Annotated in this window: 25 protein-coding genes and 1 pseudogene; 19 read left to right on the forward strand and 7 right to left on the reverse strand. The window is 66.0% G+C overall.

Annotated features, from left to right (window positions below; genetic code table 11):
- Nucleotides 1-2: 2 nt before the first annotated feature.
- Entirely contained in the window at nucleotides 3-512 is a 510-nt protein-coding gene (locus CXY91_RS11865; protein WP_100961501.1) for a MarR family winged helix-turn-helix transcriptional regulator, read from the reverse strand.
- 145 nt (nucleotides 513-657) lie between these two features.
- On the opposite strand from CXY91_RS11865, the gene CXY91_RS11870 reads away from it, so the two are divergent.
- The 6 genes from CXY91_RS11870 (at nucleotide 658) to CXY91_RS11895 (ending at nucleotide 6727) form a co-directional block, all read left to right on the forward strand.
- Nucleotides 658-1443 carry an alpha/beta fold hydrolase gene (locus CXY91_RS11870; RefSeq protein ID WP_100961509.1) on the forward strand — a complete coding sequence of 262 codons (786 nt, stop codon included), beginning with the start codon at nucleotides 658-660 and terminating at the stop codon, nucleotides 1441-1443.
- A 378-nt stretch (nucleotides 1444-1821) separates the two neighbouring features.
- Nucleotides 1822-2592, forward strand: a complete 771-nt coding sequence (locus tag CXY91_RS11875) for an SDR family NAD(P)-dependent oxidoreductase (RefSeq protein ID WP_100961511.1) — start codon at nucleotides 1822-1824, stop codon at nucleotides 2590-2592.
- A gap of 41 nt (nucleotides 2593-2633) precedes the next feature.
- On the forward strand, nucleotides 2634-3557 hold the full coding sequence (locus CXY91_RS11880) for a 2-hydroxyacid dehydrogenase (RefSeq protein WP_100961513.1): 924 nt from the start codon (nucleotides 2634-2636) through the stop codon (nucleotides 3555-3557).
- Nucleotides 3554-4873 carry an NAD(P)/FAD-dependent oxidoreductase gene (locus tag CXY91_RS11885; protein WP_100961515.1) on the forward strand — a complete coding sequence of 440 codons (1320 nt, stop codon included), beginning with the start codon at nucleotides 3554-3556 and terminating at the stop codon, nucleotides 4871-4873. The genes CXY91_RS11880 and CXY91_RS11885 overlap by 4 nt, the downstream gene beginning before the upstream one ends.
- Nucleotides 4874-4883: 10 nt before the next feature.
- Nucleotides 4884-5675, forward strand: coding sequence for a 4-hydroxy-tetrahydrodipicolinate reductase (gene dapB, locus CXY91_RS11890; RefSeq protein WP_100961517.1), 792 nt, complete (start codon nucleotides 4884-4886; stop codon nucleotides 5673-5675).
- The gene (locus CXY91_RS11895; protein ID WP_100961519.1) at nucleotides 5672-6727 is read left to right on the forward strand and encodes a threonine aldolase family protein; all 1056 of its coding nucleotides are present in this window, start codon (nucleotides 5672-5674) and stop codon (nucleotides 6725-6727) included. Before dapB ends, CXY91_RS11895 begins: the two co-directional genes overlap by 4 nt.
- A 29-nt stretch (nucleotides 6728-6756) precedes the next feature.
- Here the strand turns inward: CXY91_RS11895 and CXY91_RS31295 are convergent.
- From CXY91_RS31295 to CXY91_RS11910, 3 genes and pseudogenes are all read right to left on the reverse strand, one after another.
- A pseudogene (locus tag CXY91_RS31295) lies at nucleotides 6757-7853 on the reverse strand (threonine aldolase family protein).
- Nucleotides 7807-9015: an aminotransferase-like domain-containing protein gene (locus CXY91_RS11905; protein WP_100961522.1), complete on the reverse strand. Its 1209-nt coding sequence runs from the start codon at nucleotides 9013-9015 to the stop codon at nucleotides 7807-7809. The pseudogene CXY91_RS31295 and the gene CXY91_RS11905 overlap by 47 nt, the downstream one beginning before the upstream one ends.
- A 4-nt stretch (nucleotides 9016-9019) precedes the next feature.
- The gene (locus CXY91_RS11910; protein WP_100961524.1) at nucleotides 9020-10216 is read right to left on the reverse strand and encodes a M14 family metallopeptidase; all 1197 of its coding nucleotides are present in this window, start codon (nucleotides 10214-10216) and stop codon (nucleotides 9020-9022) included.
- A 133-nt stretch (nucleotides 10217-10349) separates the two neighbouring features.
- On the opposite strand from CXY91_RS11910, the gene CXY91_RS11915 reads away from it, so the two are divergent.
- The 11 genes from CXY91_RS11915 (at nucleotide 10350) to CXY91_RS11965 (ending at nucleotide 21377) form a co-directional block, all read left to right on the forward strand.
- Complete coding sequence (locus CXY91_RS11915; RefSeq protein WP_091837196.1) at nucleotides 10350-10853, forward strand: Lrp/AsnC family transcriptional regulator; 504 nt, start codon at nucleotides 10350-10352, stop codon at nucleotides 10851-10853.
- Nucleotides 10854-10955: 102 nt separating this feature from the next.
- Nucleotides 10956-12281, forward strand: a complete 1326-nt coding sequence (locus CXY91_RS11920; RefSeq protein WP_100961526.1) for an amidase — start codon at nucleotides 10956-10958, stop codon at nucleotides 12279-12281.
- Between the two features lie 147 nt (nucleotides 12282-12428).
- Nucleotides 12429-13478 (forward strand): ABC transporter substrate-binding protein, encoded by a 1050-nt coding sequence (locus CXY91_RS11925; RefSeq protein WP_100961528.1) that lies wholly within the window; start codon nucleotides 12429-12431, stop codon nucleotides 13476-13478.
- Nucleotides 13479-13582: 104 nt separating this feature from the next.
- Nucleotides 13583-14437 carry an ABC transporter permease gene (locus CXY91_RS11930; protein ID WP_199777413.1) on the forward strand — a complete coding sequence of 285 codons (855 nt, stop codon included), beginning with the start codon at nucleotides 13583-13585 and terminating at the stop codon, nucleotides 14435-14437.
- Entirely contained in the window at nucleotides 14437-15231 is a 795-nt protein-coding gene (locus CXY91_RS11935; protein WP_100961530.1) for an ABC transporter permease, read from the forward strand. Before CXY91_RS11930 ends, CXY91_RS11935 begins: the two co-directional genes overlap by 1 nt.
- Entirely contained in the window at nucleotides 15224-16324 is a 1101-nt protein-coding gene (locus CXY91_RS11940) for an ABC transporter ATP-binding protein (RefSeq protein WP_349236590.1), read from the forward strand. Before CXY91_RS11935 ends, CXY91_RS11940 begins: the two co-directional genes overlap by 8 nt.
- A 74-nt stretch (nucleotides 16325-16398) precedes the next feature.
- Entirely contained in the window at nucleotides 16399-17454 is a 1056-nt protein-coding gene (locus CXY91_RS11945; RefSeq protein WP_158673385.1) for an ABC transporter substrate-binding protein, read from the forward strand.
- Between the two features lie 10 nt (nucleotides 17455-17464).
- Nucleotides 17465-18235, forward strand: coding sequence for a creatininase family protein (locus CXY91_RS11950; RefSeq protein ID WP_100961538.1), 771 nt, complete (start codon nucleotides 17465-17467; stop codon nucleotides 18233-18235).
- 7 nt (nucleotides 18236-18242) lie between these two features.
- Nucleotides 18243-18842 (forward strand): glutathione S-transferase N-terminal domain-containing protein, encoded by a 600-nt coding sequence (locus CXY91_RS11955; RefSeq protein ID WP_100961540.1) that lies wholly within the window; start codon nucleotides 18243-18245, stop codon nucleotides 18840-18842.
- 2 nt (nucleotides 18843-18844) lie between these two features.
- Nucleotides 18845-19429, forward strand: coding sequence for a hypothetical protein (locus CXY91_RS11960; protein ID WP_100961542.1), 585 nt, complete (start codon nucleotides 18845-18847; stop codon nucleotides 19427-19429).
- A gap of 157 nt (nucleotides 19430-19586) precedes the next feature.
- A complete protein-coding gene (locus tag CXY91_RS11965; RefSeq protein WP_100961544.1) occupies nucleotides 19587-21377 on the forward strand; it encodes a thiamine pyrophosphate-binding protein in 1791 nt (596 codons plus the stop codon).
- Between the two features lie 120 nt (nucleotides 21378-21497).
- Here CXY91_RS11965 and hpaI read toward each other — a convergent pair whose 3' ends face one another.
- The 3 genes from hpaI to CXY91_RS11980 are packed head-to-tail and all read right to left on the reverse strand — an operon-like array spanning nucleotide 21498 to nucleotide 23986.
- Nucleotides 21498-22265, reverse strand: coding sequence for a 4-hydroxy-2-oxoheptanedioate aldolase (gene hpaI / locus CXY91_RS11970; RefSeq protein WP_100961546.1), 768 nt, complete (start codon nucleotides 22263-22265; stop codon nucleotides 21498-21500).
- 9 nt (nucleotides 22266-22274) lie between these two features.
- A complete protein-coding gene (gene hpaH, locus CXY91_RS11975) occupies nucleotides 22275-23057 on the reverse strand; it encodes a 2-oxo-hept-4-ene-1,7-dioate hydratase (protein ID WP_091837219.1) in 783 nt (260 codons plus the stop codon).
- A 35-nt stretch (nucleotides 23058-23092) separates the two neighbouring features.
- Complete coding sequence (locus CXY91_RS11980; RefSeq protein WP_100961548.1) at nucleotides 23093-23986, reverse strand: dioxygenase family protein; 894 nt, start codon at nucleotides 23984-23986, stop codon at nucleotides 23093-23095.
- Between the two features lie 325 nt (nucleotides 23987-24311).
- Between CXY91_RS11980 and CXY91_RS11985 the strand changes: the two genes are divergently transcribed.
- Nucleotides 24312-24989, forward strand: a complete 678-nt coding sequence (locus CXY91_RS11985) for a GntR family transcriptional regulator (protein WP_244543896.1) — start codon at nucleotides 24312-24314, stop codon at nucleotides 24987-24989.
- Nucleotides 24986-25804 carry a sugar phosphate isomerase/epimerase family protein gene (locus tag CXY91_RS11990; RefSeq protein ID WP_248307448.1) on the forward strand — a complete coding sequence of 273 codons (819 nt, stop codon included), beginning with the start codon at nucleotides 24986-24988 and terminating at the stop codon, nucleotides 25802-25804. Before CXY91_RS11985 ends, CXY91_RS11990 begins: the two co-directional genes overlap by 4 nt.
- The last annotated feature ends 17 nt before the right edge of the window (nucleotides 25805-25821 follow it).

Below are 25821 nucleotides of genomic sequence, written 5' to 3' on the forward strand. Positions count from 1 at the left end.
GCTTACGACGACGTTGTGCTCTCCGGGGCGGCGACCGGCCCCGGCGCTGCCCCTGCCGCGCCGCCGGCATGGCTGTAGATCGCGTCGCGAAGCTGCCTGACCAGGCGATTGAGCTCGGCGAGGCGGCCGGGCGTCTCTCCGGAGGCCAGGAGCAGTTTTTCGTTCAGGCAGCCCGCACGGAAACGAAGGCTGTCGCCGTCCGGGGTGAGCGCGATGATCACCTGGCGCTCGTTCTCGGGATTGCGGGTGCGATGCAGCAGGCCGGCTGCTTCCATCCGCTTGAGCAGCGGCGTCAGCGTGCTGGACTCCAAGGCCAGCTGCTGAGCGATGCCGCCGACGGTCTGGGCATCCTCGCGCCAGAGCACGTTGAGCACGAGATACTGCGGGTAGGTCAGGCCGAGGTCATCCAGCAGAGGCTTATAGGCCCGCTGGATCGCGATCTCCGCGGAGTAGATCGAGAAGCAGAGCTGATCCTCCAGCGGTACTGGCGGAGCGGTAGTGGCTTCGGTCATCGGCGGGCCTCCCGTTACGGTTCACGGAACCGTGATCTCGAAAACATATATCGCGACAAATGTCTGATTGACAAGGATGGCGGTAATCGGCATAACTATTATCGCAATAACAATTAGCGCAACAATCGATCAAAGGAACGCTGTCATGACCAAATCCATCCGCAACACCCTTCTCGCCGCAGCCGCTATCGGCAGCCTGTCGCAAGCCGCTCTCGCCCAGCCCGCAACCACGGCGCAGCCTGCCAAGAACGTCGTCCTGGTTCACGGCGCTTTCGCGGACGGATCGGGATGGCGGGGCGTTTATGACCTGCTGACGGCGCGCGGCTATCGCGTGACGATCGTCCAGAACCCGCTGACCTCGCTCGAAGACGACGTCGGAGCCACCAAGCGGGCACTCGAGCGGCAGGACGGCCCCACGATCCTCGTCGGCCATTCCTGGGGCGGCACTGTCATCACGGAAGCTGGCGTCGATCCGAAGGTCACAGGGCTCGTCTACGTCTCGGCCCTGTCGCCGGATGCCGGCGAGACGACGGCCCAGCAATACGAAGGCTTCGCCCCGGCGACCGAGTTCGTGCTCGACAAGACGCAGGACGGCTTCGCCTTCGTCGACCGCGCCAAGTTCAAGGCCGGCTTCGCTCACGATGTCTCCGATGCGGATGTCGCCTTCATGCGGGACTCGCAGGTGCCCATCAACCTGTCCGCCTTCGGCACCAAGCTGAAGAACGCCGCCTGGCGGACCAAGCCGAGCTGGGCTGTGATCGCCAGCGAGGACAAGGCCTTCGACCAGGCGATGCTCGACCACATGGCCAAGCGCATCGGCGCCAAGGTCACGAAGGTCTCGGCCAGTCATGCACTCTTCATGACCCAGCCGAAGGTCGTGGCCGATGTGATCGACCAGGCCGCTCGGCAGGCGGCGTCTGCCGCAAAGTAACCGGCCAGCCGCGAGCCGCGGTCCTCGAAACGGCCCAGCGTCGAACTGGCAAGATCGAACCATGACTGACGGCTCCGCCCCCGGCGGTGAACGCGTCAGCATGGCAGTGGCACCGCGAAATCACTCAGGAGCCCTCGGCGGTCGGTGTGCATGCATTTGGGCGACCTATGCATCAAAGCAGCGACCGCCGCACCGAGGTGGATCAGGACAATGGGAGGCGCTGACGGTGGATCGCACAAAGTTGAGTGATTCCACCGCCAGAATGACGGGTTTTCCGGCCCAGCGCCTCATTCTGAGGGTGTCATCCGTACGGCAACTGAGCTGACCTAGCGCTGAGGGCCGAAACCTGGCCCGATCTCAAGCGCACCTCGTCACGACATGGACGGCATCGCACGCGTCACACTGATTACAGGCGCCGCCTCCGGCATCGGCGCCGCATTGGCGCGGCGCCTTGCTGCTCCTTCGGTCGGCATCGTCCTGCATAGCGGTGGAAGCACTGCGGAGAGCCGATCGCGCCTCGATGGCGTGATCGCAGCCTGTCGCGAACTGGGAGCGCAGTGCCTGATCACACACGGCAACCTGATGGAGGCCGGACATGGCGAGCTCGCCGTCAGGGCGGCCATCGACCATTTTGGACGGCTCGACCAGCTGGTCCATTGCGCCGGCCATGTCGACAAGACGCCGATCGGCGAGCTGACGCGGGGCGGCCTTGATCGCAGCATCGCTCTGATGCCGGGAGCGTTGCTGGAGCTGGCGACAGCGGCCCTCCCCGCTTTGGCGTCCAGCGGTGCCGGTCGCATCGTCGCCGTGAGCTCGTTCATCGCTCACAAATTCGAGCCGCGGACGCTGGCACCGGCATCGGCCATCGCCAAGGCAGCGATGGAAACCCTGGTCCGCTGCCTGGCATTGTCGCTGGCGAACCAGGACATCACCGTCAACGCGGTCGTTCCCGGCTTCACCCGCAAGGACGCCGGAAAAGCCGGAACGCTCTCGGCTCAGGGCTGGATCGAAGCAGCGGCCAGGACCCCGACCGGCCGGCTCAATGAGACTGAGGAGGTCGCGGCGGCGATCCAGTTCCTGCTGTCTGCCGAAGCTCGCCAGATCACCGGCGCGCTGCTGCATGTCGATGGCGGCCTGACGCTCGGTTGAGCACGCCTCGTGATCAGCGCCGAACCACGAAGGACGAAAGCATGCGTGCGAAATATATCGATTGCGGGCCCAACCAGATCCCATTGTGGCGCACAGCGCTCGCCGATTTCGACATAGAGGTCGACGTCAACACCGAGCCGTTCTCCGTCGAGGATCTGCCTGCGATGCTCGATGGCTACGACATCTGCATCGATGATCACACGAAGATTCCGCAAGAGGTTCTCTCGCGCTGCACCGACCTGCGCCATTTCGTCTATTTCGGAACAGGCGCGGCCAGCATTCTTGATCTGGCGCTCGCCGGCCAGATGGGCATCGAGGTCCATACCATCCGGAACTACGGCGACACGACCGTGGCCGAGCTCGCCGCCGGGCTCATGCTCGGCGCAGCGCGCCAGATCGCGGCGCAGCACCACATCATCCGTGGTGGCGGCTGGACAAAGCTGCAGGGCATCGAGCTGCGCGGCCGACGGATCGGCTTGATCGGGCTCGGCGGCATCGGCCGCGAAATGGCACGAATCTGCGCCGGCATCGGCCTCGACGTCGTTGCCTGGAACCGCTCGCCCATTGCCGACGCACATGCCGCCAGCGTCTCACTGGACGAACTTCTCGCCACCTCCGACGTGATCAGCCTGCATCTGGCGTTGAACGACGATACACGCGGCTTTCTCGATGCCGACAGGATCGCCGCGATGAAGCGCGGCGTCCTGCTGGTCAACACAGCGCGCGGAGCATTGCTGGACGAGGCGGCTCTGGTCGGCGCGCTGGAAAGCGGCCAGATCGGCCATGCCGCCCTCGACGTCTTCGAGACCGAGCCCCTGCCCGAGCATCATCCTTTGCGCACGGCACCGAATGTGACACTGACCGCGCATTGCGGCTTCTGGACCGAGGCCTCGACCATCAATCAGGTGCGCCTGGTCATGGGTATCGTCGAAGCAATCCAGTCGCCGCTGCGGCGCTCGGCATGAGCCTGCCTGCGCAGACGCAGACGTCCGTCGCCGTCATCGGGGCCGGCATCATCGGCGTCACCACGGCGATCGCCTTGCAGCAGGCAGGTTTCGAGGTTCGTCTGATCGAGGCCGCCGAACCGGGCGGCCAGCAGGCCGCCAGCTATGGCAATGCAGGCTGGTTCAGTCCTGCATCGGTCGTGCCCATGTCGATGCCGGGGCTATGGCGCAAGGTGCCTGGCATGCTGACCGATCCGCTCGGACCTCTGACCATCCGCTGGACTGCATTGCCTCGCCTGCTGCCCTGGCTGTTGCGCTTCCTCTATGCCGGAGCGACGACTTCGCGCGTCGAGGCGACGGCGCGTGCCTTGCGGCCACTGCTGGAGCCGGGGCCCGCTATGCATGCCGAGCTCGCCGCCGCCGCCGGCGTGCCTGAGCTGGTCTGCAGGAGCGGCGCGATCTACGCCTATCCGACACGCGCCGACTTCGAGGCCGAAACCTTGGCCTGGCGGCTGCGCCGCGACAACGGCGTGTCATGGACCGAGCTGCAAGGCGATGCGCTGCGGCGGGCCGTTCCGGCGCTCTCACCGCGATACGCCTTCGGTGTTCTGGTCGGCGCGACCGGACATTGCCTGGATCCGGGTGCCTACGTCCGGGCCCTGGCGGACCATGCGATCCGTCTCGGCGCCCGGCGCATCCGGGCACGAGCGAGCGGGTTCGACCTCCGGCAGGGGCGGCTCGCTGCCGTTCTGACCGATTCCGGCCTCGTGCCAGCCCACAGGGCGGTGATCTGCACCGGCATCCAGTCCCGCGACCTCGCCCGGAAGGCCGGCGACCGGGTCTCGCTGGAGAGCGAAAGAGGTTACCATGTCGTCGTCGCTGCGCCCGAGGCGATGCCGACGCTGCCGGTCCAGACCAGCGACAGCCGGATCGGCACGACACCGGTTGCCGCCGGTCTCCGCGGGGCCGGTCAGGTCGAACTCTGCAGCATAGGCGCGCCGCCGGACTGGCGCCGCGCAGACATCGTCCAGGCCCATCTGAAACGCTCATACCCCGGGCTGCCGGAGACGCTGGCGGAGGATCGGCTCCAGCGCTGGATGGGGCACCGCCCCTCGACGCCGGATGGGCTACCGGTCATCGGCCCGTCCAGCGCCAGTCCCGATATTCTCCACGCCTATGGTCACGGGCATGTCGGCATGGCCAGCGCGCCGATGACGGCTCAGATCGTTCGCGACCTGCTTCTGGGCCGGGCTGGCCAATGGAATCTGGGACCCTACTCACCCCGACGATTCAACGGCTTCTGGCCGCGGAGCGCGGCGAGCCTGGAAAGACGATAAGGGATCGCAAATGCGCGTCGGAATTCTTGGGATCGCCGGCAGGATGGGCCAGGAACTGGTCGCGCAAGCGCGGGCCGCGGGTCACGACGTCATCGGCGGGACGCTGAATCCGGCGTCCGCTCGCGCCTATCGAAACGACATTCCGGCTCTGGGCCTGCCTCATCTGGCCGGGCAGAGCGATGTCGTGATCGACTTCACCCATGCCGATGCGGTGGCCGAGCATGCGAGGGTCCTGTCCACCGGGCGGGCGGCATGGGTTCTGGGAACGACCGGAATCGCGCCGGAACAGCAGCTGCAGGTGGAGGCGGCCTCGCACCGCATCGCCGTCCTGCAGGCGGCTCATTTCGGGCTCGGCATCAATCTCCTGATGACCGTGGCACGCCAGCTCGCGGCGATCCTGCCTGCGGAGACCTACGACGCCGAAATCGTCGAGATGCACCATCGCCAAAAGGTCGATGCCCCCTCGGGCAGCGCTCTGCTGCTGGGCCAGGCGGTCGCGGAGGGGCGCGGCACGACGCTCGCTGCAGTCATGGAAAGCGGTCGCGACGGCCATTGCGGCGCGCGTGCGACCGGCGCCATCGGCTTCGCATCCTTGCGGGGTGGCCAGATCGTCGGCGAGCATTCGTTGAGCTTCACCGCGCTCGGCGAGCAGATCACGCTGTCGCATCGTGCCTTCGATCGCAATATCTTTGCTGCAGGAGCCATGCGCGCCGCGGCCTGGCTGGTCGGCAGGCCGCCAGGGTTGTACGGCATCGACGAGATGCTGGACCTGCGCCCAGCCCGGGGGCACGACCGCCAATGACCGAGATCCTCTTCGGCTCCGACAATCAGGCCGGTGTCAGCCCCCAGGTCATGGACGCGATCCGGCGGGCGGACGACGGGATCGCGGTCGCCTATGGCGACGACATCCATAGCGGGCGGCTGAATGCCGCCTTCTCGGAGGTGTTCGAGCACGAAGCCTTCGTCTTTTCCGCTGCGACCGGAACCGCCGCCAACGCGCTCGGCCTCGCGGCCATCACCCCGCCCTATGGCGAGACGATCTGCCATGAAGCGGCACATATCCTCACGACCGAAGGCGGCGCGCCGGAATTCTATGCGGGCGGCTCGCGGCTGGTCGGTATCCCCGGCGGCAACGGCAAGATCGCAGCCGATGACCTGCGCCGCGTACTGGACGAGCGCATGCGGCCGAGCCGTCACCATCTCGCTTGCTCGTCCCTGTCGCTGACCCAGGCGACGGAGTTCGGCACGCTCTATACGCTCGCCGAGCTCGAGGCCTTGTCGGAAACCGCCCATGCGCGCGGTCTGCGCGTGCATATGGACGGCGCACGTTTCACCAATGCGCTCGTCGCCCTGGGGGCGAGGCCGGCCGCGATGAGCTGGCGGGCCGGCATCGACGTGCTGAGCCTCGGCACCACCAAGAACGGGACCATGAATGCCGAGGCCGTGATCGTCTTCGACCAGACGCTCGCCCGCGATCTCGCCTACCGGCAGAAGCGAGCCGGGCTGCTGACGTCCAAGATGCGCTATGTCTCTGCCCAGCTGCACGCCTTTCTCGCAGATGGGCTCTGGCTACGAAATGCGCGGCACGCCAACGACATGGCGAGAGCCGTCGCTGCGCTCCTCGCAAGGGTTCCGGGCGTCCGTCTGAGCCATCCGGTCGAGACCAACCAGATCTTCGCCGATATCGACCCGCACGTCACGGCGCTGCTGGAGACATCGGGCGTCCGGTTCCGGGCCTGGGATCACCGGCACCCGACGCGGCATCGCCTAGTGATGTCCTTCCGCGATGATGAGCGGTCGATCGAGCAGGTCAGGGCCGCGCTGGCTCCGGCCTTCGCCCGCGCCTCGGCCTGAGCTCCGCGACGGCCATGGCCAGACGCGCGCTACGCCGCCCGCTCGACAACGATCTCGCGGATCTGGCGAGCGGCTGTCTCGATGTCGGCGCGGCCGACATCGCAATAGGTGACAGCCCGGATCGTCGTTCCGCGCCAGCGCGCTCCGACCCTCGTGCCGCGCAGGCATAGCGCATCGGCAAGGTCCTGCCCCGTCATGCCGGTCGCGGCGACGTCGAAGAAGACGATGTTGGTCTCGACCTCGGCGGGATCGATCGCGATGCCGGGAATCTCCGACAGCAGGCGCGCCAGCAGTCGCGCATTCTCGTGATCCTCGGCCAGTCTTTCGACATTGTTGTCGAGCGCGAAGAGCCCCGCGCCCGCGATGATGCCGGCCTGGCGCATGGCGCCGCCGAAGAGATGCTTGTAGCGGCGCGCTTCCCCGATGAAGTCCTTGCTACCCGCCAGCAGGGCGCCGACCGGGCAGCCTAGCCCCTTGCTCAGGCAGAGACGGAATCGAAATCCTGCGCATGGCGATGCGCGGGAATCGCCGAGGCGACCGCGGCGTTGATCAGCCGGGCCCCGTCCATATGCGTCGCGAGCCCGTATTGCCGAGCCATGGCGACGACCTCGCGAAGCCGCTGTTGCGGCCAGACGGCGCCGCCGCCCAGATTGGTCGTCTGCTCGACGCAGACAAGGCTCGTCCGCGGATAGTGCGGACCGTCGGGAAGGATCGCCTGTTCGACCTGCGCGGCATCGAAGATGCCCCGCTTGCCGCCCAGGCGACACATCATCACGCCGGAGAGAAAAGCCGGGCCGCCAGCTTCCGCGGTAACGAAATGAGCATAAGCTTCGACGATCACCTCGTCGCCCGGCCGCGTATGAACCTTCAGCGCGATCTCGTTCGCCATCGTCGCCGACGGCAGGAACAGGGCCGCGTTCATGCCGACAAGCGTGGCGACCCGGTCCTGCAGCCGGTTGACCGTGGGGTCTTCCTGCTTCTGATCGTCGCCGACGGGGCAGCCAATCATGAAGGCGAGCATGGCCTTGCTCGGCCTGGTCGCCGTGTCGCTGCCGAGATCGATGCGGATCTCTATCGCCTCACGCTGAAACGCGCGTCTCCTCGGCACTGGCGCGCATGGCGGCATAGACACGCCCGATGCGCTTCACACCTTCGGTGATCTGCCGGGGCGTGCTGAAACTGTAGGCCAGCCGGAGGAACTGGCCCGGAGGCTCCTCGGCGAAGCAGAGCTTGCCGGTGAAGATCGCGACGCCCTCCTTGCCTGCCCGGCGGACGAGTTCATCCGCATCCACCCCCTCGGGCAGCTCCACCCAGAGGAAATAGCCGCCATTGGGCTTGCGAACCTTCGCGCCGGGCAGCTCGCGGCCGATCGCCTCGACCATGGCGTCGCGATGCTCCCGCAGGACATGCGACAGCGTCTCGATGTGATGCGCGACCTTTCCGTTGCGAAAGAGCTGCGCGACGATCCGCTGCAGCAGGGGACTGGTGCCGTGGTCGGATTTGTGCGCCGCCATGCGCCGGACGATCGCCGGATCGGCATTGACCCAGCCGATACGCAAGCCCGGCGCCAGGATCTTCGAGACCGTTCCCAGGCCGATGACGCGGCCAGCGGTATCGAAGGTCTTGATCGGCGGAACCGGCTCGCCCTCGAAACGGATGCGGCGATAGGGGTCGTCCTCGATGATGATGAAATCGAACGTCTCGGCCAGCTCCACCAGCTTCCTGCGGCGATCGGCCGACATGGTGATGCCGCTGGGATTGTGGAAATCGGGGATGTCGAAGAGGAATTTCGGCATGGCGAGGCCGTTCTCGCGGCGAGCCAGCAGAATCTCCTCGAGGACCTGCGTCTGCATTCCCGCGTCATCCATCGGCACGGAGATGAAGGTCGCTTCGGCAGCCTTCAGGATCGAGATCGCCGTGAGGTAGCTGGGAGCCGCCACGATCACCGCATCGCCCTGCTCGAGGAAGACGCGGCAGGCGAGATCGAGCCCGTGCTTGGCGCCGTTGACGATCAGGATGTTCTCGCGAGTGGCCGTGATCCCGTCATCGCGCAGATAGTCGACGATTGCGTCGCGCAGGTCGTCGAGCCCATAGAGCGGGCCGTATTGCAGGGTTTCCTCTCGGGCATTGCCGGCCTCGATCGCTTCGGTGACGATATCCGGCAATTCGTCGGGAAAGCCGTAGCCCCCGCCGAGCTGGATGATGTTCCCGTGCGCCGTTGCGGGCGCTGCCGAAGCGACGGTGTTCTGGGCTCGATCAGCCCAGCGATAGGCCGGCATCTGCGTCATGACCTTATTCCTCTTGATGGGTCGTCTTGTTCGGCTTTCGGCCGGCCTTGGCGGCAGGCTGAGCGCGTGCGCCGCCACGGGATCGCTTGGCCGCCGGCGCAACCTGCGTGCTCAGCCAGCGCAGATCGGCGGCGGCATCCAGCTCTGCCCGGGCTTCCGCATCTGCGTCGGCAGCCAGGTGAACGAGGCAGTCGCCGCGCGACGCATGGCCCCGGCCGCGCGTGCAGATCACGACGCCGGGCAGGGCGAAGGTGACGGCGATCGGCACCGCGAAGGGCCGGGTCAGGTCGTGGATGTGTCCCGCGAGATCGCCGGCCGCGACCTCGTCGCCGAGCTGCACAGCCGGCTCGAAGACACCGTCGGCCAAAGCGTAGACGAAATCATCCTCGCGCTGGGTGACGAGCAGCCGCGCATCGCCGGACGCAGGCATGAGCTGCGGTATCATGCCCGCCCATGCGAGCACCCGCATGATGCCGTCCATGATCGTGGTCACGGGCTGCGCGCCGCCGATCTCGGTACCGATCCTCGTCGCGCCTGCCCGGCGCGCCGCGCCCGACGTGCTTCGATCTTCGAAGCTGCGGAAGCGCAACAGATTCTCGCCCCCGAAGGCCCGGGCCATGGCGAGTCGCCGGCTCTGGACGTCCGGATCCGGATGATCGACCAGGGTGACGCAAGGCAGGTAGCCGAGAGAGCGCCCGTCGCTGTGAAGATCGATGACGAGGTCGGACAGCGACATCAGATGGCGTTCGATATACTCGGCGATCATGCTGGTCGGGCTGCCGAAGACATCGCCCGGGAACGACTTGTTCAGATTCCGGCCGTCGATCGGCGAATTCCGTGTGCCGGAGATCGCGGCTGGCAGGTTCGCCATCGTCATCGCGATGACGCGTCCGTTCATCGTTTTCGGATCGAGCAATCGCAGCAGCCGCGCGACGGCGATCTGCGTATCGACCTCATCGCCGAAGACGCCGCCCAGAAGGAGCATCGTCGGTCCTGCCCCGCCGCCGACAATGGCCAGCGGCACGGGCACGAATCCGTAGGCGGAACGGTCCGAGGAATGCGGGATCTTCACGAAGCCCGCATGCCGACCGGTGGTCGGAAGGTCTTCGGTCAGCCCGAAAATGCGATCGGCAGAGATGTCCGTCACGACAGCGGAAATACCTAGCTTCGATGCCGAAAATCCATCACGCGGCCGCTTCATTTGACAGGCTCCAATTCGACAGGGTTCGCCGAAATTCCGGCGATACGACGGGATAATCCGGCATTTTTAACATGCCGGCTTTTCGGCGTGCTTGCAGCGGGTTACTTTGAGCCATCGAGTTCACGAGAAACTCATGGCACGAGACAACGACGCTACCGACCGTCGGCTGCTGGCGCTGCTCCAGACCAATGCGCGTGCGAGTGTCGCTACGCTCGCACGCAAGCTCGGCGTCGCACGAACGACGGTGCAGGAGCGGATCACCCGCATGGAGCGGAACGGCACGATCGCCGGATACTCCGTCGTCCTGCGGCGCGACCCGTTCAACCAATATGTCGAAGTCGTGGTGCTCATCGGGACCGCCCATCGCAAGGCCAAGCTGGTCGTCGAGAAGCTGCAGGAATTTCCGGAAGTTGTCCTCTGCCAGATGACAAGCGGCGATCTGGAGCTGATCTGTCGTATTCGCGTCCCGCACATGGAAGACGTGCAGCCCGTGCTGGACAGCATCGACGAGATCGCAGGGATCGAGCGTGTGCGCTCGATCGTGGTCCTTTCCACCGTGTTCGATCATAGCCACGCGGAGCCGCAGACCCTGGCCACCAAGCAGGCAACCGCGCTCGGCCGCGGCGAGCTGGGCTGAGGAACCGGCAGGCGGACTGCGGCAGCCGGCGATCTGCCGGGGCCAAAGGCCCCCCGGGCCGCGCATCGGGTTGTCCGACTCCAGGATATGAAAGGTGGAATCATGGCAGACACGCTGTCGCGTCCAGGGGTGGGAACGGAGCCCTGCTTCCTGACCGCGAGCCAGGCCTCCGCGAGCATCCGCTCCCGCCGGCTCGGCTGCGAGGAACTGCTCCGCTCGTGCCTCGAACGCATCGAGGAGCGGGAGCGCGACGTTCGTGCCTGGCTGCACATCGAGCCGGAGCGGGCCCTGCGCGCGGCGCGCGAATGCGACAAGGTGGCCCCCCGCCACGCGCTGCATGGCCTGCCATGGGGCGTGAAGGATGTTTTCGACACCGCGGACCTGCCGACCACGCAGAACTCGCAGATCTACCCGGCGACACGAGCCGGCCGCGATGCGGCTTGCGTTGCCACGGTCCGAAGTTCCGGCGGCTTGATCCTCGGCAAGACCGATACCGTGGAATTCGCCGCGAACGGACGCAAGGCTCTGACGCGCAACCCCTTTGACCTGTCCCGAACGCCGGGAGGGTCCTCGTCCGGCTCCGCAGCGGCCGTTGCCGACTTCCACGTGCCGCTGGCCTTCGGATCGCAGACGATCGGGTCCCATCTGCGACCGGCTTCCTTCACCGGAATCTACGCTTTCAAGCCGAGCTGGGGGGCCGTCAGTCGCGAGGGCCTCAAGATGAATGCCGCCTCGATGGACACTGTCGGCTGGTACGGTCGCTCGGTCGCCGACCTGAATCTGGTCGCGAGCGCATTCCGTTTCCTGGCCGACGACACGCCCCGGATTCGAACGCTTCGCGGCTTGCGCGTCGGGCTTTGCCGGACGCCGTCCTGGGCCAGGATCGAGCCGGCCGGAGAGGAAGCCTTGCTCAACGCCGCCTCGCGGCTCGCGGCGGCCGGCGTCGTCGTGGAAGACCTCGCTCTGCCGGACGTCTTCGATGGATTGTTCGAGGCGTATCTCGACATCTACTACAGTGAGGGCGGCCGGTCGTTTCAGCCCGAGTTGCTGGCAGCGCCGTCACTGCTGGCCGAGCCGCTCCGCGGTCAGGCGGAAAACCGGCGTGCGCTGACGAAAGACCGCCTGCGCGAGGCCTATGCCGTGGCTGATCGGTGCCGGCTCTCGTTCGATGGGCTGTTCGGGGAGGCGCTCGATGTTGTCTTGACGCCGAGCGCCCCCGGCGAGGCGCCCATGGGTCTGGAGAACACCGGAAGCTCGGTTTTCAACGGCTACTGGTCGATCCTGCACGCTCCCTGTGTCGGCATACCGGCCGGCTGCGGCCGCCATGGAATGCCGGTAGGCGTGACGCTCGCCGCAAGACGGCTCGACGATACCGTCCTTCTGCAGATCGCGGAGTTGCTTTCGCCAGTGATCGACGCACCGGGCTGACGCTCCGCATGGAAGATCGGCCGTTGATATGACGGTCGCAGCCGTCGATTCAACGGAAGTTGTGCCGAAACCCACTATTCAGTCCGTGGATTTCGATGCTGCGGCGCGAGACCCTGCGGCATCAAACAAAAAACAGGGGATCGTCAAATGCCGGACCTGCAGCCGCTTTCCCGCCGTTCCGTGATCGGTGGCCTCACTGCGACCGCCATCGCCAGCCCGGCCTATATCCGCCCGGGCTGGGCGCAGGGCAAACGCATCGTCATCGTGAATTCCGGTGGCGCCATGGGCGATGCCAAGCGCAAGGCGCTCTACGACCCCTTCACCAAAGCGACCGGCATCGAGATCGTGACCGCCTCGGGCCCCGATCTCGCAAAGATCAAGGCGCAGGTCGAGCGCAAGGATGTCGAATGGGACATCACCGACCTCAACGATGCCTGGGTGCCGGCCGCCGCGCGGCTCGGCCTGCTCGAAAAGATCGACGAAAGCATCGTCAATCGCGCCGACGCCATTCCGCAGTCCAAGCACGACTATGCCGTCGGCGGCACCGTCTATGCCGCCGGCATCGCCTTTCCGACCAACCGGCTGGGCGGCAAGGCGCCGAAGACCTGGCCGGAATTCTGGGATGCGAAGGGATTTCCGGGCCGGCGCGGCTTGCGTAACCGGGTGACGGACACGCTGGAGATCGCCTTGATGGGCGACGGGGTGCCCGCTTCCCAGGTCTATCCCTGCGACGTCGAACGGGCTTTCAGGGCGCTGGAGCGGATCAAGCCCGCCGTCTCCCACTGGATCGCCCAGACCGCTCAGACGGTTGCCCTCATCCAGGGCAACGAGACGGACTTCACCTACACCTACACGACGCGCGTGAAGGACCTGCAGGCGGTCAACGTTCCGATCGACTATTCCTTCAAGCAGAATATCCTCGGCATCGGTTGGATCGGCGCGCTGAAGGGCACACGGAACCGCGACGCGGCGATGCGCTTCCTCGCCTTCACCATGGACAAGGACCGGCAGGTCGAGCTCTCCAACCTGTCGGGCGACGCGCCGACCTATGCCGACGCCCTCGCCAAGGTCGATCCAGCGACCCGGAAATGGCTGCCGAACATCGCCGACCCCGATAATCTCTTCGTCAACGCCGCCTGGTGGGACAGCCGGATCGAGGAGCTCAACACCCGCTTCAAGGAATGGCTGCTGACCTGACCGACAGGGTCCAACGCCCTTGAGATGGCCGTCCGGAGCGTAGCGGATCTCCTCGCGAACCGCTTACGCTGCCGGCACGGCAGGTGACAGGTCGGGGTGCTGACATGCAAATTCGCACGACAAACGCGCACGTCCGCGACGCAGCCTATGCGATGCCGGCGGCATTGTTCATGGCGCTGCTCTTCGCTCTGCCGCTCTTCAGCGTCCTGCATCAGAGCCTGCAGCAGGAGAATGGCGGCGGGCTGACGATCCAGGCCTATGCCAAGATCTTCACGACCCCGCTGTTCCTCCGCGTCGCTTATACGACGCTCGAGGTCAGCATCAGCGCGACCGTCTTCTCGCTGCTGCTGGCCTATCCGATCGCCTATTTCCTGGCGAAGCAGTCGCCGCGTCGGCGGGCTCTCTACATGATACTCGTCCTCGTGCCGTTCTGGACGAGTTCGCTGGTCAAGAGCTTCTCCTTCATGGTGCTGCTCGGCCAGTCCGGAATCATCAACCAGATGCTCGGCGCGTTCGGCATCGCGCCTGTGAAGATGCTGTTCAACCGCTTCGGCGTGATGGTCGGCATGAGCCATTTCCTCATCCCGTTCTTCGTCTTCCCGATCCTGACCAGCCTGCGCAGCCAGCCGCCGGAGCTCGCCAAGGCGGCTGCGATCATGGGGGCTGGAAAACTCAGGATCTTCCTGCGTGTCACCTTGCCGCTGAGCCTGCCCGGCGTCATGGCCGGAGCGCTGCTCGTCTTCATCCTGAGTCTCGGCTTCTACATCATCCCGGCCCTGCTCGGCGGGCGGCAGGACATGATGTTCGCCAATCTCGTCGACTTCTATACCCGCGAGGCGCTGAACTGGCCGATGGCCTCCGCGGTCGCGGTGCTGCTGGTCGCCGCCGCCGCGCTCGCCGCCATGCTGCTGTCGAAGGTCAGGGGCGGCTCCTCGATCCTCTCGGAGGAGGGCCACTGATGGAAACGCGCATCAGCGGCTGGCGCATCGCCTTGGGCGCCGTGGTCACGGTCATCCTGGCCTTTCTGCTCCTGCCGAGCCTCATCACCGCCGTGATTTCCTTCGGCTCGTCCAATCAGATCGTTTTCCCGCCGACGGGGTTCTCACTGAATTTGTTCAGGCGCTTCTTTGCCGAGGAGGGCTGGGTCGCATCGACCTGGCTGAGCTTCCGCGTCGCGATCTGGTCGACGCTGCTCGCACTCCTCCTCGGCATCCCGGCCGCCTATGCCCTGACGCGCGGCAGCTTCCCGGGTCGGAGGATCCTCGCGCTGTTCCTCCTCAGCCCGGTGATGGTGCCGCATGTCGCCGTCGCGCTGGCGCTCTACATCTATTTCACCGAGATCAGGCTGACGAATGGCGAGTTGCGCCTCGTCTTCGCCCACGCCATCGCGACCCTGCCCTTTGTTGTCGTCACCGCGAGCGCCGGCTTGCGCCATATCGACCCGGCGCTGGAACGCGCGGCGACCGTCATGGGCGCCTCGCGCCTCACCGTGCTGCGACGCGTGACGCTGCCCCTGCTCACGCCCTCGATCATAGCGAGCGGCCTGTTCGCCTTCCTAATCTCCTTCGACGAGGTGGTGATCTCCTGGTTCGTCGCCAGAGCTGGCGACACCACGCTGCCGATCAAGATGTTCTCGTCGATCCAGTTCGAGGTCTCGCCGGTCCTGGCCGCGATCTCGACGATGCTGACGGCGCTCTCGATCGTCGTCTGCGTGATCGTCGCCACCGTTCAGAAGGAAGCGCGCAGTGACTGACAGCAGCGGAACCAAAGCCGCGATGATCGAGATCAGCGGCCTGCGCAAGGATTACGGCTCCGTCGTCGCCCTGCACGACACCGAGCTGTCGGTCCCGACGGGCGAGTTCCTGACGCTGCTCGGGCCATCGGGCTCGGGCAAGACGACGCTGCTCAACCTGATCGCGGGAATGGCGTCGCCGACGCGCGGCCGCATCGTGATCAATGGTCGCGACGTCACCGAGGTGCCAGCCGAGAAGCGCGGCCTCGGCATGGTCTTCCAGAACTACGCGCTGATGCCGCACATGACGGTATCCGAGAACATCGCGTTCCCCCTGGAGATCCGCAAGGTGCCACGGGCCGAGATCCGGCGACGGGTCGCCGAGGTGCTGGATCTCGTCCGGCTTCCGCATGTCGGTGATCGCAAGCCGAAGGAGCTGTCGGGCGGGCAGCAGCAGCGCATCTCGATCGCGCGCTGCATCGTCTACAAACCGGATCTCATCCTCATGGACGAGCCGCTCGGCGCCCTCGACAAGAAACTGCGCGAGCAGATGCAGCTCGAGATCCGGCGCATCCACAAGGAGCTCGGCATCACCATGCTTTATGTGACGCACGATCAGGAGGAGGCGCTCAACATGTCCGACCGGATCATGTTGATGAATGCCGGCCGGGTCGAGCAGATCGGCACGCCGGACCAGCTCTATTTCGCGCCGCGCACCCAGTTCGCGGCGGACTTCATCGGTGCCTCGACCCTGCTCGACGCAACGGTTGCCGAGACCGGCGAGCCGGCCCTCCTGCGCCTCTCCGCAAGCGAGAGCTGCCGTGTCCGCCTGCACAGCGCCGCACCGGTCGGAACCGTGGGCAAGCTGCTGCTCCGTCCGGAAGCCCTGCGTCTCGTGCAAAACGGTCAGGTGACGGCGGGGCACAACGTCCTGCACGGCCATCTCGACAATACGCTCGTCACCGGCGCGACCTCGAAGCATTTCGTCACCCTCGACAACGGCGCGACGCTGGCCATCCAGGAACTCACCGACCCCTCGACGACGCGGCTGGAGCCCGGCCTGCGCATGCAGGTTTCCTGGCCTCCGGAGACGGGACGCTTCCTCGAAAACTGATCATCGATGCCTGGCCCAAACCGGCGCTCTGCGGGATGCCGGCCCCATCCTCGAGCTTGGAAAGGCCCGCCCACATGCCAGCCTTCAAATCCAGCGCACTCGACCGTCGCACCCTCCTGAAAGGCGCGGCCGCCGCTCTCGCGGCACCGGCCGTCATCATCCCCGGCCGGGCGTTCGGCGCCACGCGACTCGTCGTCGGCAATTCCGGCGGCGCGATGGGCGATGCCAAGCAACGCGCGATCTACACCCCCTTCACCCAGGAAACCGGCATCGAGATCCTGACCACGCCGGCACCCGACATCTCGAAGATCAGGGCGCAGGTCCGCACCGGGGATGTCGAGATCGACGTGACCGACCTCCTCGACGGCTGGGTTCCCGCTGCCGCCCGGCTCGGGCTCGTCGAGCGGATCGACGACGGCATCGTCAACCGCGAGGGCAGCATCCCCGAGACGCGGCACGACTACGCCGTGGCCGCCAGCATCTATTCGGGCGGCATCGCCTTTCCGACCGACAGGCTCGGAGACAAGGTGCCGCGCGACTGGAAGGATTTCTGGGATGTCAAGGCGCTGCCCGGCCGCCGAGGCTTGCGAAACCGCGTCGGCGACATCCTCGAGATCGCGCTGATGGCCGATGGCGTTCCGGCCTCCGAGGTCTATCCCTGCGATGTCGAGCGCGCCTTCAAATCCCTCGACAGGATCAAGCCCCATGTCGTGCAGTGGATCGGCGCCACCGAGCAGACGGTGTCGCTGATCCAGCGAAACGAGCTCGATTTCACCTACACCTATACGATCCGCGTCAAGACGATGCAGGAAGCGGGCGTGCCGATGGGCTATTCCTTCCGGCAGAACATCATGGGCGTCGGCTGGGCCGGCATCGTGAAGGGCACCAGGCGCAAGGATGCCGCGATGCAGTTCTGCGCCTATATGTGCCGCCCGGACGTGCAGGTGAGGCTGTCCAATCTCGCGACCACCGCGCCCTGCTATGTCGATGCACTCCAAAAGGTCGATCCGGCGATCCGGAAATGGATTCCCGACCTCGCCGATCGCAACAACCTCTTCATCAACCCGGCCTGGTGGGACTCGCGCGTCGACGAACTGACGCAGCGCTTCCGCGAATGGCTGCTGACCTGAGAGCGGTACGATGGCTGAAGTCGAATGGCGGCGCATGCGTGCCGAGGAACTTAACGTTCTCGCAAAGCGCGATCCGATCGCGATCGTCCCGATCGGTGCGCTGGAACAGCATGGACCGCACCTCCCGGTCGAGGTCGACGCATTGCTCGGTGAGGAGGTGGCGCTTCGGACGGCGCGTTTGCTGGACCAACAAGGCATAGCTGTCACGGTGCTCCCCATGCTCTGGGCCGGCGTCTCCGAGCATCACATGAGCCTCGGCGGCACGATCACCCTGTCCCAGGCCGCGATGACCGCAGTGGTCGGCGACATCTGCCGATCTCTCGCACGCCAGGGCTTCCGCCGGATCGTGCTGTTCAACGCCCATGGCGGCAACGAGGCGCCGCTGCGCGTCATCGCGCGCGACCTTTCTCCCAATCTCGGCGCCGCGCTGGTCCAGCTGACCTACTCGCTGGCCGCCGCGGAGGTCGTCAAACCGCTCCTGAAAAGCCAATCCAATGTCGGGCATGCCTGCGAGGCCGAAACCTCGCTGATGATGGCGCTGCGCCCCGAGCTTGTCGCACATGACCGCATCGTGTCGGGCCTCGATGCATCCGATTCCAAGGAAAGCGCTGCGTCGGCCGGCCTCTATCGCTGGCGCAGCATGGCAGCCAGCACGGGTTCCGGCGTGCTCGGTCGCCCCGAGGCTGCAACCCGAGAAACGGGCGAGGCGCTGCTCGAGGCGCTTCCGCGCCGGCTGGCGGAGCGATTGGCTGAGCCCGTCCTGTGGTCGATGGCCGCCTGAGACCGCCATGCTGCTGCGCTGTTCGCTGACATCGCCATTCGGTCGCAAGGTTCAGGTCGCGGCGCATCATCTCGGCCTTATCGACCGGATCGAATTCGTCGCGGCCGACACGCTGGACCCCGCTGACCCGCTGCGGCAGGACAACCCGCTCGGCAAGATGCCGGTTATGATCCTCGACGATGGCCGTCGCATCTACGATAGCCGTGTCATCCTCGAACATCTCGACCATCTCGCCGGTGGCGGGCGCATCCTGCCGGCCGACTGGGAGGAGCGGCTGGCCTGCCTGACTTTGCAGGCCCTCGCCGACGGCATCCTCGATGCCTCGCTGCTCGTGCTCTACGAAGAACGCCGCCCCGAGGCCGAGCGAAGCCCGGCCTGGCTGGAACGCCAGCGCGGCAAAATCCGGCGTGGACTCGCCGCGCTCGATGCCACGCCGCCGCACCTGCTCGTCGATGCCGGAACGATCACCGTCGCCTGCATGCTGAACCAGCTCGACCGGCGCAAGCCGCTGGAGTGGCGCGGCGACCATCCGGCGCTGCTCGCCTGGTTCGCGGCGTTCGCGCAGGCGGCCCCGGCCTTCACGGCAACCATAGCTTCCAGGGGCTGAGAATGTGGCTTGAAGCCGAGGATACGATCTACGAGCTGTCGGCGGAGGAGCTGGAGGTTCTGCGGCGTTCCGCCGCCGAGCGCGGCCAGCCCGCACCGGCCGGCACCCGCCATACGAAGGCCCAGCTCGTGGCGGCCGGCCTGGTCCGGGAAGCCTTCAATCGCGCCGAGCTGGCAGAAGCGGGCTTCACGCCGGGCTTCGCGAGCTCGAAGGATGCAGCCAGCGAAAGCGCGCGGCAGGCGCTGGCGGTGGGGTCGCCCCATCCCAGCAAGATCGAGAAATGGCAATTGCCCGTCGACATGCTGCCGTTCAGGCCCGTCATGATCTCGTTCCCTCCCGGATCCCGCCTCGCACGCAAAATGCAGCCGCTGGTCTCGGAGGAAGAGCCTGGCGGTGCGCTGCGCGTCGTGCTGTCAGGATCGCTGGTTTGCAACGGTGTCCGCTTCGGCCCGGGCGACTGGTTCTTCGTGCCGAACAGGACGCCATACCAGCTCGAGTCCGACCCTGAAGCAGAGACGCGGGTGCTTTATCTCTATCGCTTCCCCTTCTGCGATCGCGGCGGCCGCTTCTCATATGACGCGGTATAACCTTCCCCAGGTGGCTCAGGGCGACGGTCCGGCGCGCCCGTCGTTCTGTCGACTTGCTTGGAGATTTCGCCGGACGAAGGCCGTTCTGGCGGCGTTGTGACGGTAGGCGTCGTCACCGGCTTTCCGCACCTTGCACGCCAGAGCAAGGAGCAAGCAGATGAACGGTGCCACCGCCCTGGTTTCGATGCTGCGTGACTACGGAGTCGAGGTGATCTTCGGCGTTCCCGGCGACACCAACGTCGCGTTCTACGAAGCACTCCGCAACACGCCCGGCGCGCCGCGCCACATCGTCTGCCGCGACGAGCGCTCGGCTGTCTTCATGGCCGACTGCTATGCGCGCATCTCGGGCAAGCCCGGTCTCGCCGAGGTTCCTAGCGGTGCGGGCGCAATGTACGGGCTGCCGGGTGTGGCAGAGGCAAACAGGTCGTCGGTTCCGCTGATCCTGCTGGTCAACGACATCCCCCAACCCGGCGTTGGCCGCGGGACGCTGACGGAACTGCCGGTCGAGGCGCTGTTCGCGCCGATCGCGAAGCACACGGAAACGCTGGGTCATGTCGGCAAGCTGCCGGAGCTTGTGCGGCGGGCTTTCAGGCAGGCGACGGCCGGCTGCCCCGGCGCCGTCGTGCTGGCTCTGCCTGAGAACGTTCTCTACGAGGACGTGCCTGCGAGCGGCGTCTCGCTCCATGTCGAGGCCTCATGCTCGCGCGCTCCGGCGTTTCGCACCCGCCCCGCCGATGCGGAGATCGCGGCGGCGCTCGATGCCATCCTGGCGGCGGAGCGGCCCCTGATCGTCGCCGGCGGCGGCGCCAATCGCTCCCAGGCCGGCGAGGCGATCGTCGCGCTGGCCGAGAAGCTCGGCATTCCCGTCGTGACGACAATCACAGGTCAGGGCGTGATCCGGGACGATCATCGCCTCGGCATCGGCATCATCGGGGACAACGGCTTCCACCCGCACGCGCTCTGGGCGCTCGGCCGGGCCGACCTTGCGATCTATGTCGGCTGCCGCATGGGATCGGTCGCCACCATGAACTGGCGCTGGCCGGACCCGGCGGGCGAGACGCGCATCATCCAGATCGATGTCGACCCCGAAATCATGGGCAACACCTATCCTATCGATTTTCCGTTGGCCGGCGACGCGAAGGCCGTGGTCGAAGCGCTCCTGGCACGTGCGCCGACATCCGGCGCCGGCAGGACCGCCCGGTGGATCGGCCAGATCAACGAGCGGCGCGAGCAGTTCTGGACCGTGCTCTCCGGGCGCCTTCAGGACAACGCCACGCCGCTTCGGCCCGAGCGGATCATCGAGACCCTGAACCGGCATCTGCCGACGCCGTCCCACGTCGTCTCGGATGCAGGTACGCCCACGCCCTATGCCACGCGCTATCTGCGCCAGCGCGACGCGGTGTCGAAGCTCGTCATCCCGCGCTTCTTCGGCGGCCTTGGTTATGCCATTCCGGCGGCGGTCGGCGCCTGGCTCGCGGCTCCCGCTGTGAGGCCCGTCGCCCTGTTCGGTGACGGATCGCTCGGCATGTCGGCGGGCGAGCTTGAAACGCTGTCGCGTCTTCAGGTGCCTGTCGTCATGCTGCATTTCAACAATGCCTGCTTCGGCTGGATCAAGGCCCTTCAGCGTGTGACGGACCGACACCACGCGGCCGAGAGAAAGCAAGATGCGCTGCAAACTGCGCAGACCAATGATCCGACTTTCGGGGTCGATTTCGGTCGCTACGACATGAGCCGCCTGGCGCAGGTTTATGGAATCCGCGGCTACCGCGTCGAAACCGCCGACCAGCTCGAGCAGGCTTTCTCGGAAGCCTTTGCCCTCGAGGAGCCGGTCTTCATCGACATCGTCGTCGAGTCGATTGCAGATCGGCTCCCGCCGGTGTTCTCGTGGCTACAGAAAGTCGGCGAGGATCCCGAAGCCATCGAGGCCGAAGCTCTCGTTGGACACTGACCCTTCATCATCTGGGGGATGGCATCGAGACGAGTCTTGTCGGCCATCATCTCGGTGCGCCGGTTACCTTGCGGTTGCACCCTCGGGATTCTCACCAGCTTGGTTTCGGAATCCGAACTGTCAGCTCGGTTTGAATTGGCGCGCTACGGCCTCGGTGCCACGTGCCAGGATGCCGACGTCGATCGCGACGGCGGTGAAGAGGGTGCCGATCTCGATGCAGCGCTGGGCGAAGGCCGTGTCCGGTGTCAGGATGCCTGCAGGCTTCCCAATGGTCCGGATCCGGCGGATCGCGTCCTCGACGGCAGCGACAACATTTGGATGTCCGGGCTCGCCGACATGGCCCAGGCTCGCGGCGAGGTCCGCCGGCCCGATGAACACACCATCGACGCCCTCGACCGAGGCGATCTCCTCGAGCCGATCGAGCGCTTCGCCGGTCTCGACCTGCACGAGCAGGCAGAGCTCCTCCGAGGCCTTTCTGGCATAGCCGGCAACCCGGCCGAAGCGCGTTGCCCGGGTCAGGCCGGAGACGCCGCGAACACCGTCAGGCGCATAACGCATCGCCGCGACGGCGGCGCGCGCTTCGTCGGCGTTCTGCACATAGGGGATCAGCAGGGTCTGTGCGCCAAGGTCAAGGAAGCGCTTGATCAGGACGGTGTCGTTGCTCGCAGGGCGGACTACCGCCGAGACATCATAGGGCGCCACGGCCTGGAGCTGGGCCAGGACCGTCAGCGGATCGCCGGGCGAATGCTCGGTGTCGAAGAGCAGCCAGTCGTAGCCGGATCCGGCAACGGCCTCCGCCGCATAGCTGCCTGGCAGGCTGCACCAGAGGCCGATCTGCTGGCGGCCTTCGCGCAGGGCGCGCTTGAAGCGGTTTTCCGGCAGGTTCATGTCGGCACCTCAGATGAACGACACGCCGATGGCGCCGAGCGGACCGTAATCGGCATGGATGACGTCGCCCGTCTTGATGTCGACCGGCCGGGTGAAGGAGCCGCCGAGCACGATCTGGCCCTTCTTCAATCCTGCTCCGACGTCGTGCAGCTTGTTGACCAGCCAGGCGATGCCCGCGGCGGGATGGCCCATGATGGCTGCCGAGACGCCTGATTCCTCGATGATGCCGTTCTGCGAGAGCGTCGCGCCGATCCAGCGCACGTCGACGTCGAAGGGGCGGATCGTGCGGCCGCCGAGGACGATGGCGCCGAAGGCGGCGTTGTCGGCGATCGTGTCGACGATGGCTCGCGGAACCTCGGTGCGGTAGTCGATGATCTCCAGCGCCGGAACGACGAATTCGGTCGCGCGCATCACGTCGTGGACCCGGCAGGCCGGGCCGGAGAGGTCTTCGCCCATGATGAAGGCGAGTTCGACCTCGAGCCGGGGCTTGATGAAGCTGTCGGCCTTGATCCGGGCGCCATCATTGTAGAGCGCGTCGTCGAGGATGCGGCCGTAATCGGGCTCGGTGATCTTGGAGGCCATCTGCATGGCGCGCGAGGTCAGGCCGATCTTGTGGCCCGCGAGCCGGGCGCCATTGGCGATCCGCGCTTCAGCCCAGAGATCCTGCACGCGATAGGCGTCGGCGATCTCCATCCCGGGAAATGTCTTTGAAAGCTGGGGGCATGGCACTCGCTCGCGCTCGGCCTTCAGGATGGCTTCGGCGGCCTTGCGGTGGTCTTCGTCGGTCAACACGGCAGCGCTTCCTTCCGGACTTCGAGCGATGGGGCTTACTTGATCGGCGGCCGGGGCAGCACCGCTTCGCCCGGTTCCATGACGTAGGTGTAGTCGAGCGAATACCAGGGAGCGCTCACGCCGGGCTCGACAGGATGCGGCTCGTCATGCCGAACAAAATCGCCGAGCAGCGCCTTCGTCACGCCGAACTGGACGTCTGACTCAATGTGAGGATCGTTGGAGTCGTAGACCTGCGAGATCAGCACCTTGAAGCCCGGCTTGAAGATCAGCGCATGCAGATGCGCCGGCCGCATGGGGTGGCGGTCCTGTGCCTTCAGCAGGCGGCCGACCACCCCGTCCGTCGGAATGGGATAACCGACCATCATCACCGAGCTGAACCAGAAGCGGCCGTCGGCGTCGGTCGTGAACTTGCCGCGCAGGTTCATCTCCGCTTGCTCGGGATCCTGGTTCTCGTAGAGCCCGACTGGCGAGGCGTGCCAGACGTCGACCTCGGCGCCCGCGATCGGGCGGCCTGCCCCATCGACGACGCGGGCATTGACGAACAAGGGGTGCCCGGGCGTGTCCGATCTGACGATCGTGCCGCCATTGGCCACCCGCGGCGAATTCAGCCGCCAGAACGGACCCAGAAGGGACTGCGACGTCTCCGTGTTGCCGCCATCGCCATTGTTGAGCAGGCAGACGAGAGAGGACACGCCGAGCGAGCCGGACATCAGGACGAATTCGTTGTGGGTGTCGGATGCGAGCGCGCCGATCTCGTTCAGGATCGCCGTCGCGTCACGGAATTCGGCCTCGGTGAGGCGGACGTCGCGGATGAAGCCGTGCAGATGCGTCACCAGCGAAACCATGATCTCACGCGTCCGCGGATCCTGCGTTCGCTTCATCACCTCCAGCACGGCCGGCGTGACGTCCTGCTGTCGCTCGATAAGCATGCCTCACCTCCCCTGGCATTTTTTGCAGGCGGCTGCGGCTTATCAAAAATAATCGATGATTTGTCAATCCTTGGCGCTCAAGCAGCCGGCGCCCTGCATCAGAATTCTTGCCATCATATTGAAATACCGTACTCTCGTTCAGGACTATAGATCAGAACGAGGTAGAGTTGACTTAGGATAATCGTTTATTTAAGACCTGCCGAGTGACATGACGCGAGAGGCTCCCGCAGTGACCGCTGACGGCGCTCCCAAAAGAACAGTGTCGGAGGCTCGCGCTGCGGCCGTGCTGAACGCTGGAGTGGATGGCGCCGGGGCTTGGCAGAGCGTGTTTGTCGACGACGGCAAGAACACCATCGCGAGCCAGCTGGTCGAGCGCCTGCGCGAAGCGATCGTTTCGGGCCAGCTCGAGGCCGGCGCCAAGATCAATCTCGACCGGGCCCGCGAGATCTTCGCGGTATCCCTCAGTCCGCTGCGGGAGGCTCTGGCCCGTCTCATCCCGGATGGTCTGGTCATCTTCGAGGACAATCGCGGCTATCGCGTCGCGCCGGTGTCGGTCACCGATCTTCGCGAGATCACGAGGCTACGGGAAGAATTCGAGACGCTGGCCTTGCGCCAGGCGACGTCGGTTGCCCCTCCCGAGTGGGAGGGCGACGTGATGAGAGCCCTCCACAGGCTGAACACCGCTGAACGAAACCCGGCGGATCCGGCGACGCTCGAGCGCTGGGAGGCGCTGCATCGGGAATTCCATCTCACTTTGCTCGCCGGCTGCCAGATGCCGCTCCTGCTCGGCTTCTGCCGAACCCTTCTCAATCTCAACGACCGCTATCGCCGCAGCTTTCTCGTTCGCACGTCCGGCGATCGCAATGTCAGCGTCGAGCATAGCGAGATCGCGCAAGGCGCGGTGGCGCGCGACGCCGATTTCGCCTGCGAACGCCTGCGGGAGCATATCCATCGGACGGGGAGCAATCTGGCCGCACATCTCTCGGACAGGATAGCGCCGTGAGCCGAACCTCGCCGCCCCTGGGTATCGCGCATTTCTCCTGCATCGAGATGCGTCCGGCCGATTTCGTCGATTTGGCTGGGCAGGTCGGATACGCCTCCGTCGGCCTGCGGCTCCACCCCGCCTTCCCGGGAGCGCCATTCTATACGCTGGCCCCGCGCAGTGCAGAGATGCGTCAAACCAAGACCGCCCTTCGGCAGGCCGGGATCGGCGTCTATGACATCGAGTTCGTCGTGCTCGACGGCGCATTCTCTCCGACGAATCTCTCCGCCGTCTTGGATTCTGCGGCGGAGCTCGGTGCACGCCGATTGAGCGTCTGCGGTGATGATCCGGACAATGGGCGCTTCGTCGCGAACCTCTCGGCCTTGGCAGAATTGACGGCCGCTGTCGGCATGGCAGTCGATCTCGAGATCATGCCGTGGCGGCAGATCGGGACGCTCGAGACCGCGGTCAGGGCTGTCGCCGCGACAAGAATGACGAATGTCGGCGTGCTCGTCGATGCGCTGCATTTGGCGCGTTCGGGCGGCAGCCCGGGCGATTTGATCAGGCTGCCGCCGAGCATGATCCGAAGCGTTCAGCTTTGCGATGCACAGGCCGAGCGTCCCGAGGACACTGCAGCTCTGATTGCCGAGGCGCGCGGCGGGCGGCTGCTCCCGGGGTTCGGAGCTTTGCCGCTCGGCGACCTCCTCGGCGTCATTCCACAGGACGCCGTGATCTCGGTCGAAGTGCCGAAAGGTGCTGAACCCGGCGAGGTTCATCTGCGAGCGCTCTTCGACGCGACAACGAGGATACTCCACACGAGAAGGTCCGCCGCGTAACCCGTCCGCCCTGCGCG

Origin of the sequence: Allobosea sp. FBZP-16, from assembly GCF_002831785.1 — a bacterium.
Taxonomy (GTDB): domain Bacteria; phylum Pseudomonadota; class Alphaproteobacteria; order Rhizobiales; family Beijerinckiaceae; genus Allobosea; species Allobosea lupini.

Excerpts from the sequence above, each read along its gene's own strand:
- CXY91_RS11870 (WP_100961509.1), top strand. The coding sequence starts at position 658 with ATGACCAAATCCATCCGCAACACCCTTCTCGCCGCAGCCGCTATCGGC.
- CXY91_RS11880 (WP_100961513.1), top strand. The coding sequence starts at position 2,634 with ATGCGTGCGAAATATATCGATTGCGGGCCCAACCAGATCCCATTGTGG.
- CXY91_RS11875 (WP_100961511.1), top strand. The coding sequence starts at position 1,822 with ATGGACGGCATCGCACGCGTCACACTGATTACAGGCGCCGCCTCCGGC.
- CXY91_RS11980 (WP_100961548.1), bottom strand. The coding sequence starts at position 23,986 with ATGCTTATCGAGCGACAGCAGGACGTCACGCCGGCCGTGCTGGAGGTG.
- CXY91_RS11885 (WP_100961515.1), top strand. The coding sequence starts at position 3,554 with ATGAGCCTGCCTGCGCAGACGCAGACGTCCGTCGCCGTCATCGGGGCC.
- CXY91_RS11920 (WP_100961526.1), top strand. The coding sequence starts at position 10,956 with ATGGCAGACACGCTGTCGCGTCCAGGGGTGGGAACGGAGCCCTGCTTC.
- CXY91_RS11955 (WP_100961540.1), top strand. The coding sequence starts at position 18,243 with ATGCTGCTGCGCTGTTCGCTGACATCGCCATTCGGTCGCAAGGTTCAG.
- CXY91_RS11865 (WP_100961501.1), bottom strand. The coding sequence starts at position 512 with ATGACCGAAGCCACTACCGCTCCGCCAGTACCGCTGGAGGATCAGCTC.
- CXY91_RS11925 (WP_100961528.1), top strand. The coding sequence starts at position 12,429 with ATGCCGGACCTGCAGCCGCTTTCCCGCCGTTCCGTGATCGGTGGCCTC.
- CXY91_RS11930 (WP_199777413.1), top strand. The coding sequence starts at position 13,583 with ATGCAAATTCGCACGACAAACGCGCACGTCCGCGACGCAGCCTATGCG.
- hpaI (WP_100961546.1), bottom strand. The coding sequence starts at position 22,265 with ATGAACCTGCCGGAAAACCGCTTCAAGCGCGCCCTGCGCGAAGGCCGC.
- CXY91_RS11950 (WP_100961538.1), top strand. The coding sequence starts at position 17,465 with ATGGCTGAAGTCGAATGGCGGCGCATGCGTGCCGAGGAACTTAACGTT.
- CXY91_RS11910 (WP_100961524.1), bottom strand. The coding sequence starts at position 10,216 with ATGAAGCGGCCGCGTGATGGATTTTCGGCATCGAAGCTAGGTATTTCC.
- CXY91_RS11915 (WP_091837196.1), top strand. The coding sequence starts at position 10,350 with ATGGCACGAGACAACGACGCTACCGACCGTCGGCTGCTGGCGCTGCTC.
- CXY91_RS11960 (WP_100961542.1), top strand. The coding sequence starts at position 18,845 with ATGTGGCTTGAAGCCGAGGATACGATCTACGAGCTGTCGGCGGAGGAG.
- dapB (WP_100961517.1), top strand. The coding sequence starts at position 4,884 with ATGCGCGTCGGAATTCTTGGGATCGCCGGCAGGATGGGCCAGGAACTG.
- CXY91_RS11945 (WP_158673385.1), top strand. The coding sequence starts at position 16,399 with ATGCCAGCCTTCAAATCCAGCGCACTCGACCGTCGCACCCTCCTGAAA.
- CXY91_RS11905 (WP_100961522.1), bottom strand. The coding sequence starts at position 9,015 with ATGACGCAGATGCCGGCCTATCGCTGGGCTGATCGAGCCCAGAACACC.
- CXY91_RS11965 (WP_100961544.1), top strand. The coding sequence starts at position 19,587 with ATGAACGGTGCCACCGCCCTGGTTTCGATGCTGCGTGACTACGGAGTC.
- CXY91_RS11895 (WP_100961519.1), top strand. The coding sequence starts at position 5,672 with ATGACCGAGATCCTCTTCGGCTCCGACAATCAGGCCGGTGTCAGCCCC.
- CXY91_RS11935 (WP_100961530.1), top strand. The coding sequence starts at position 14,437 with ATGGAAACGCGCATCAGCGGCTGGCGCATCGCCTTGGGCGCCGTGGTC.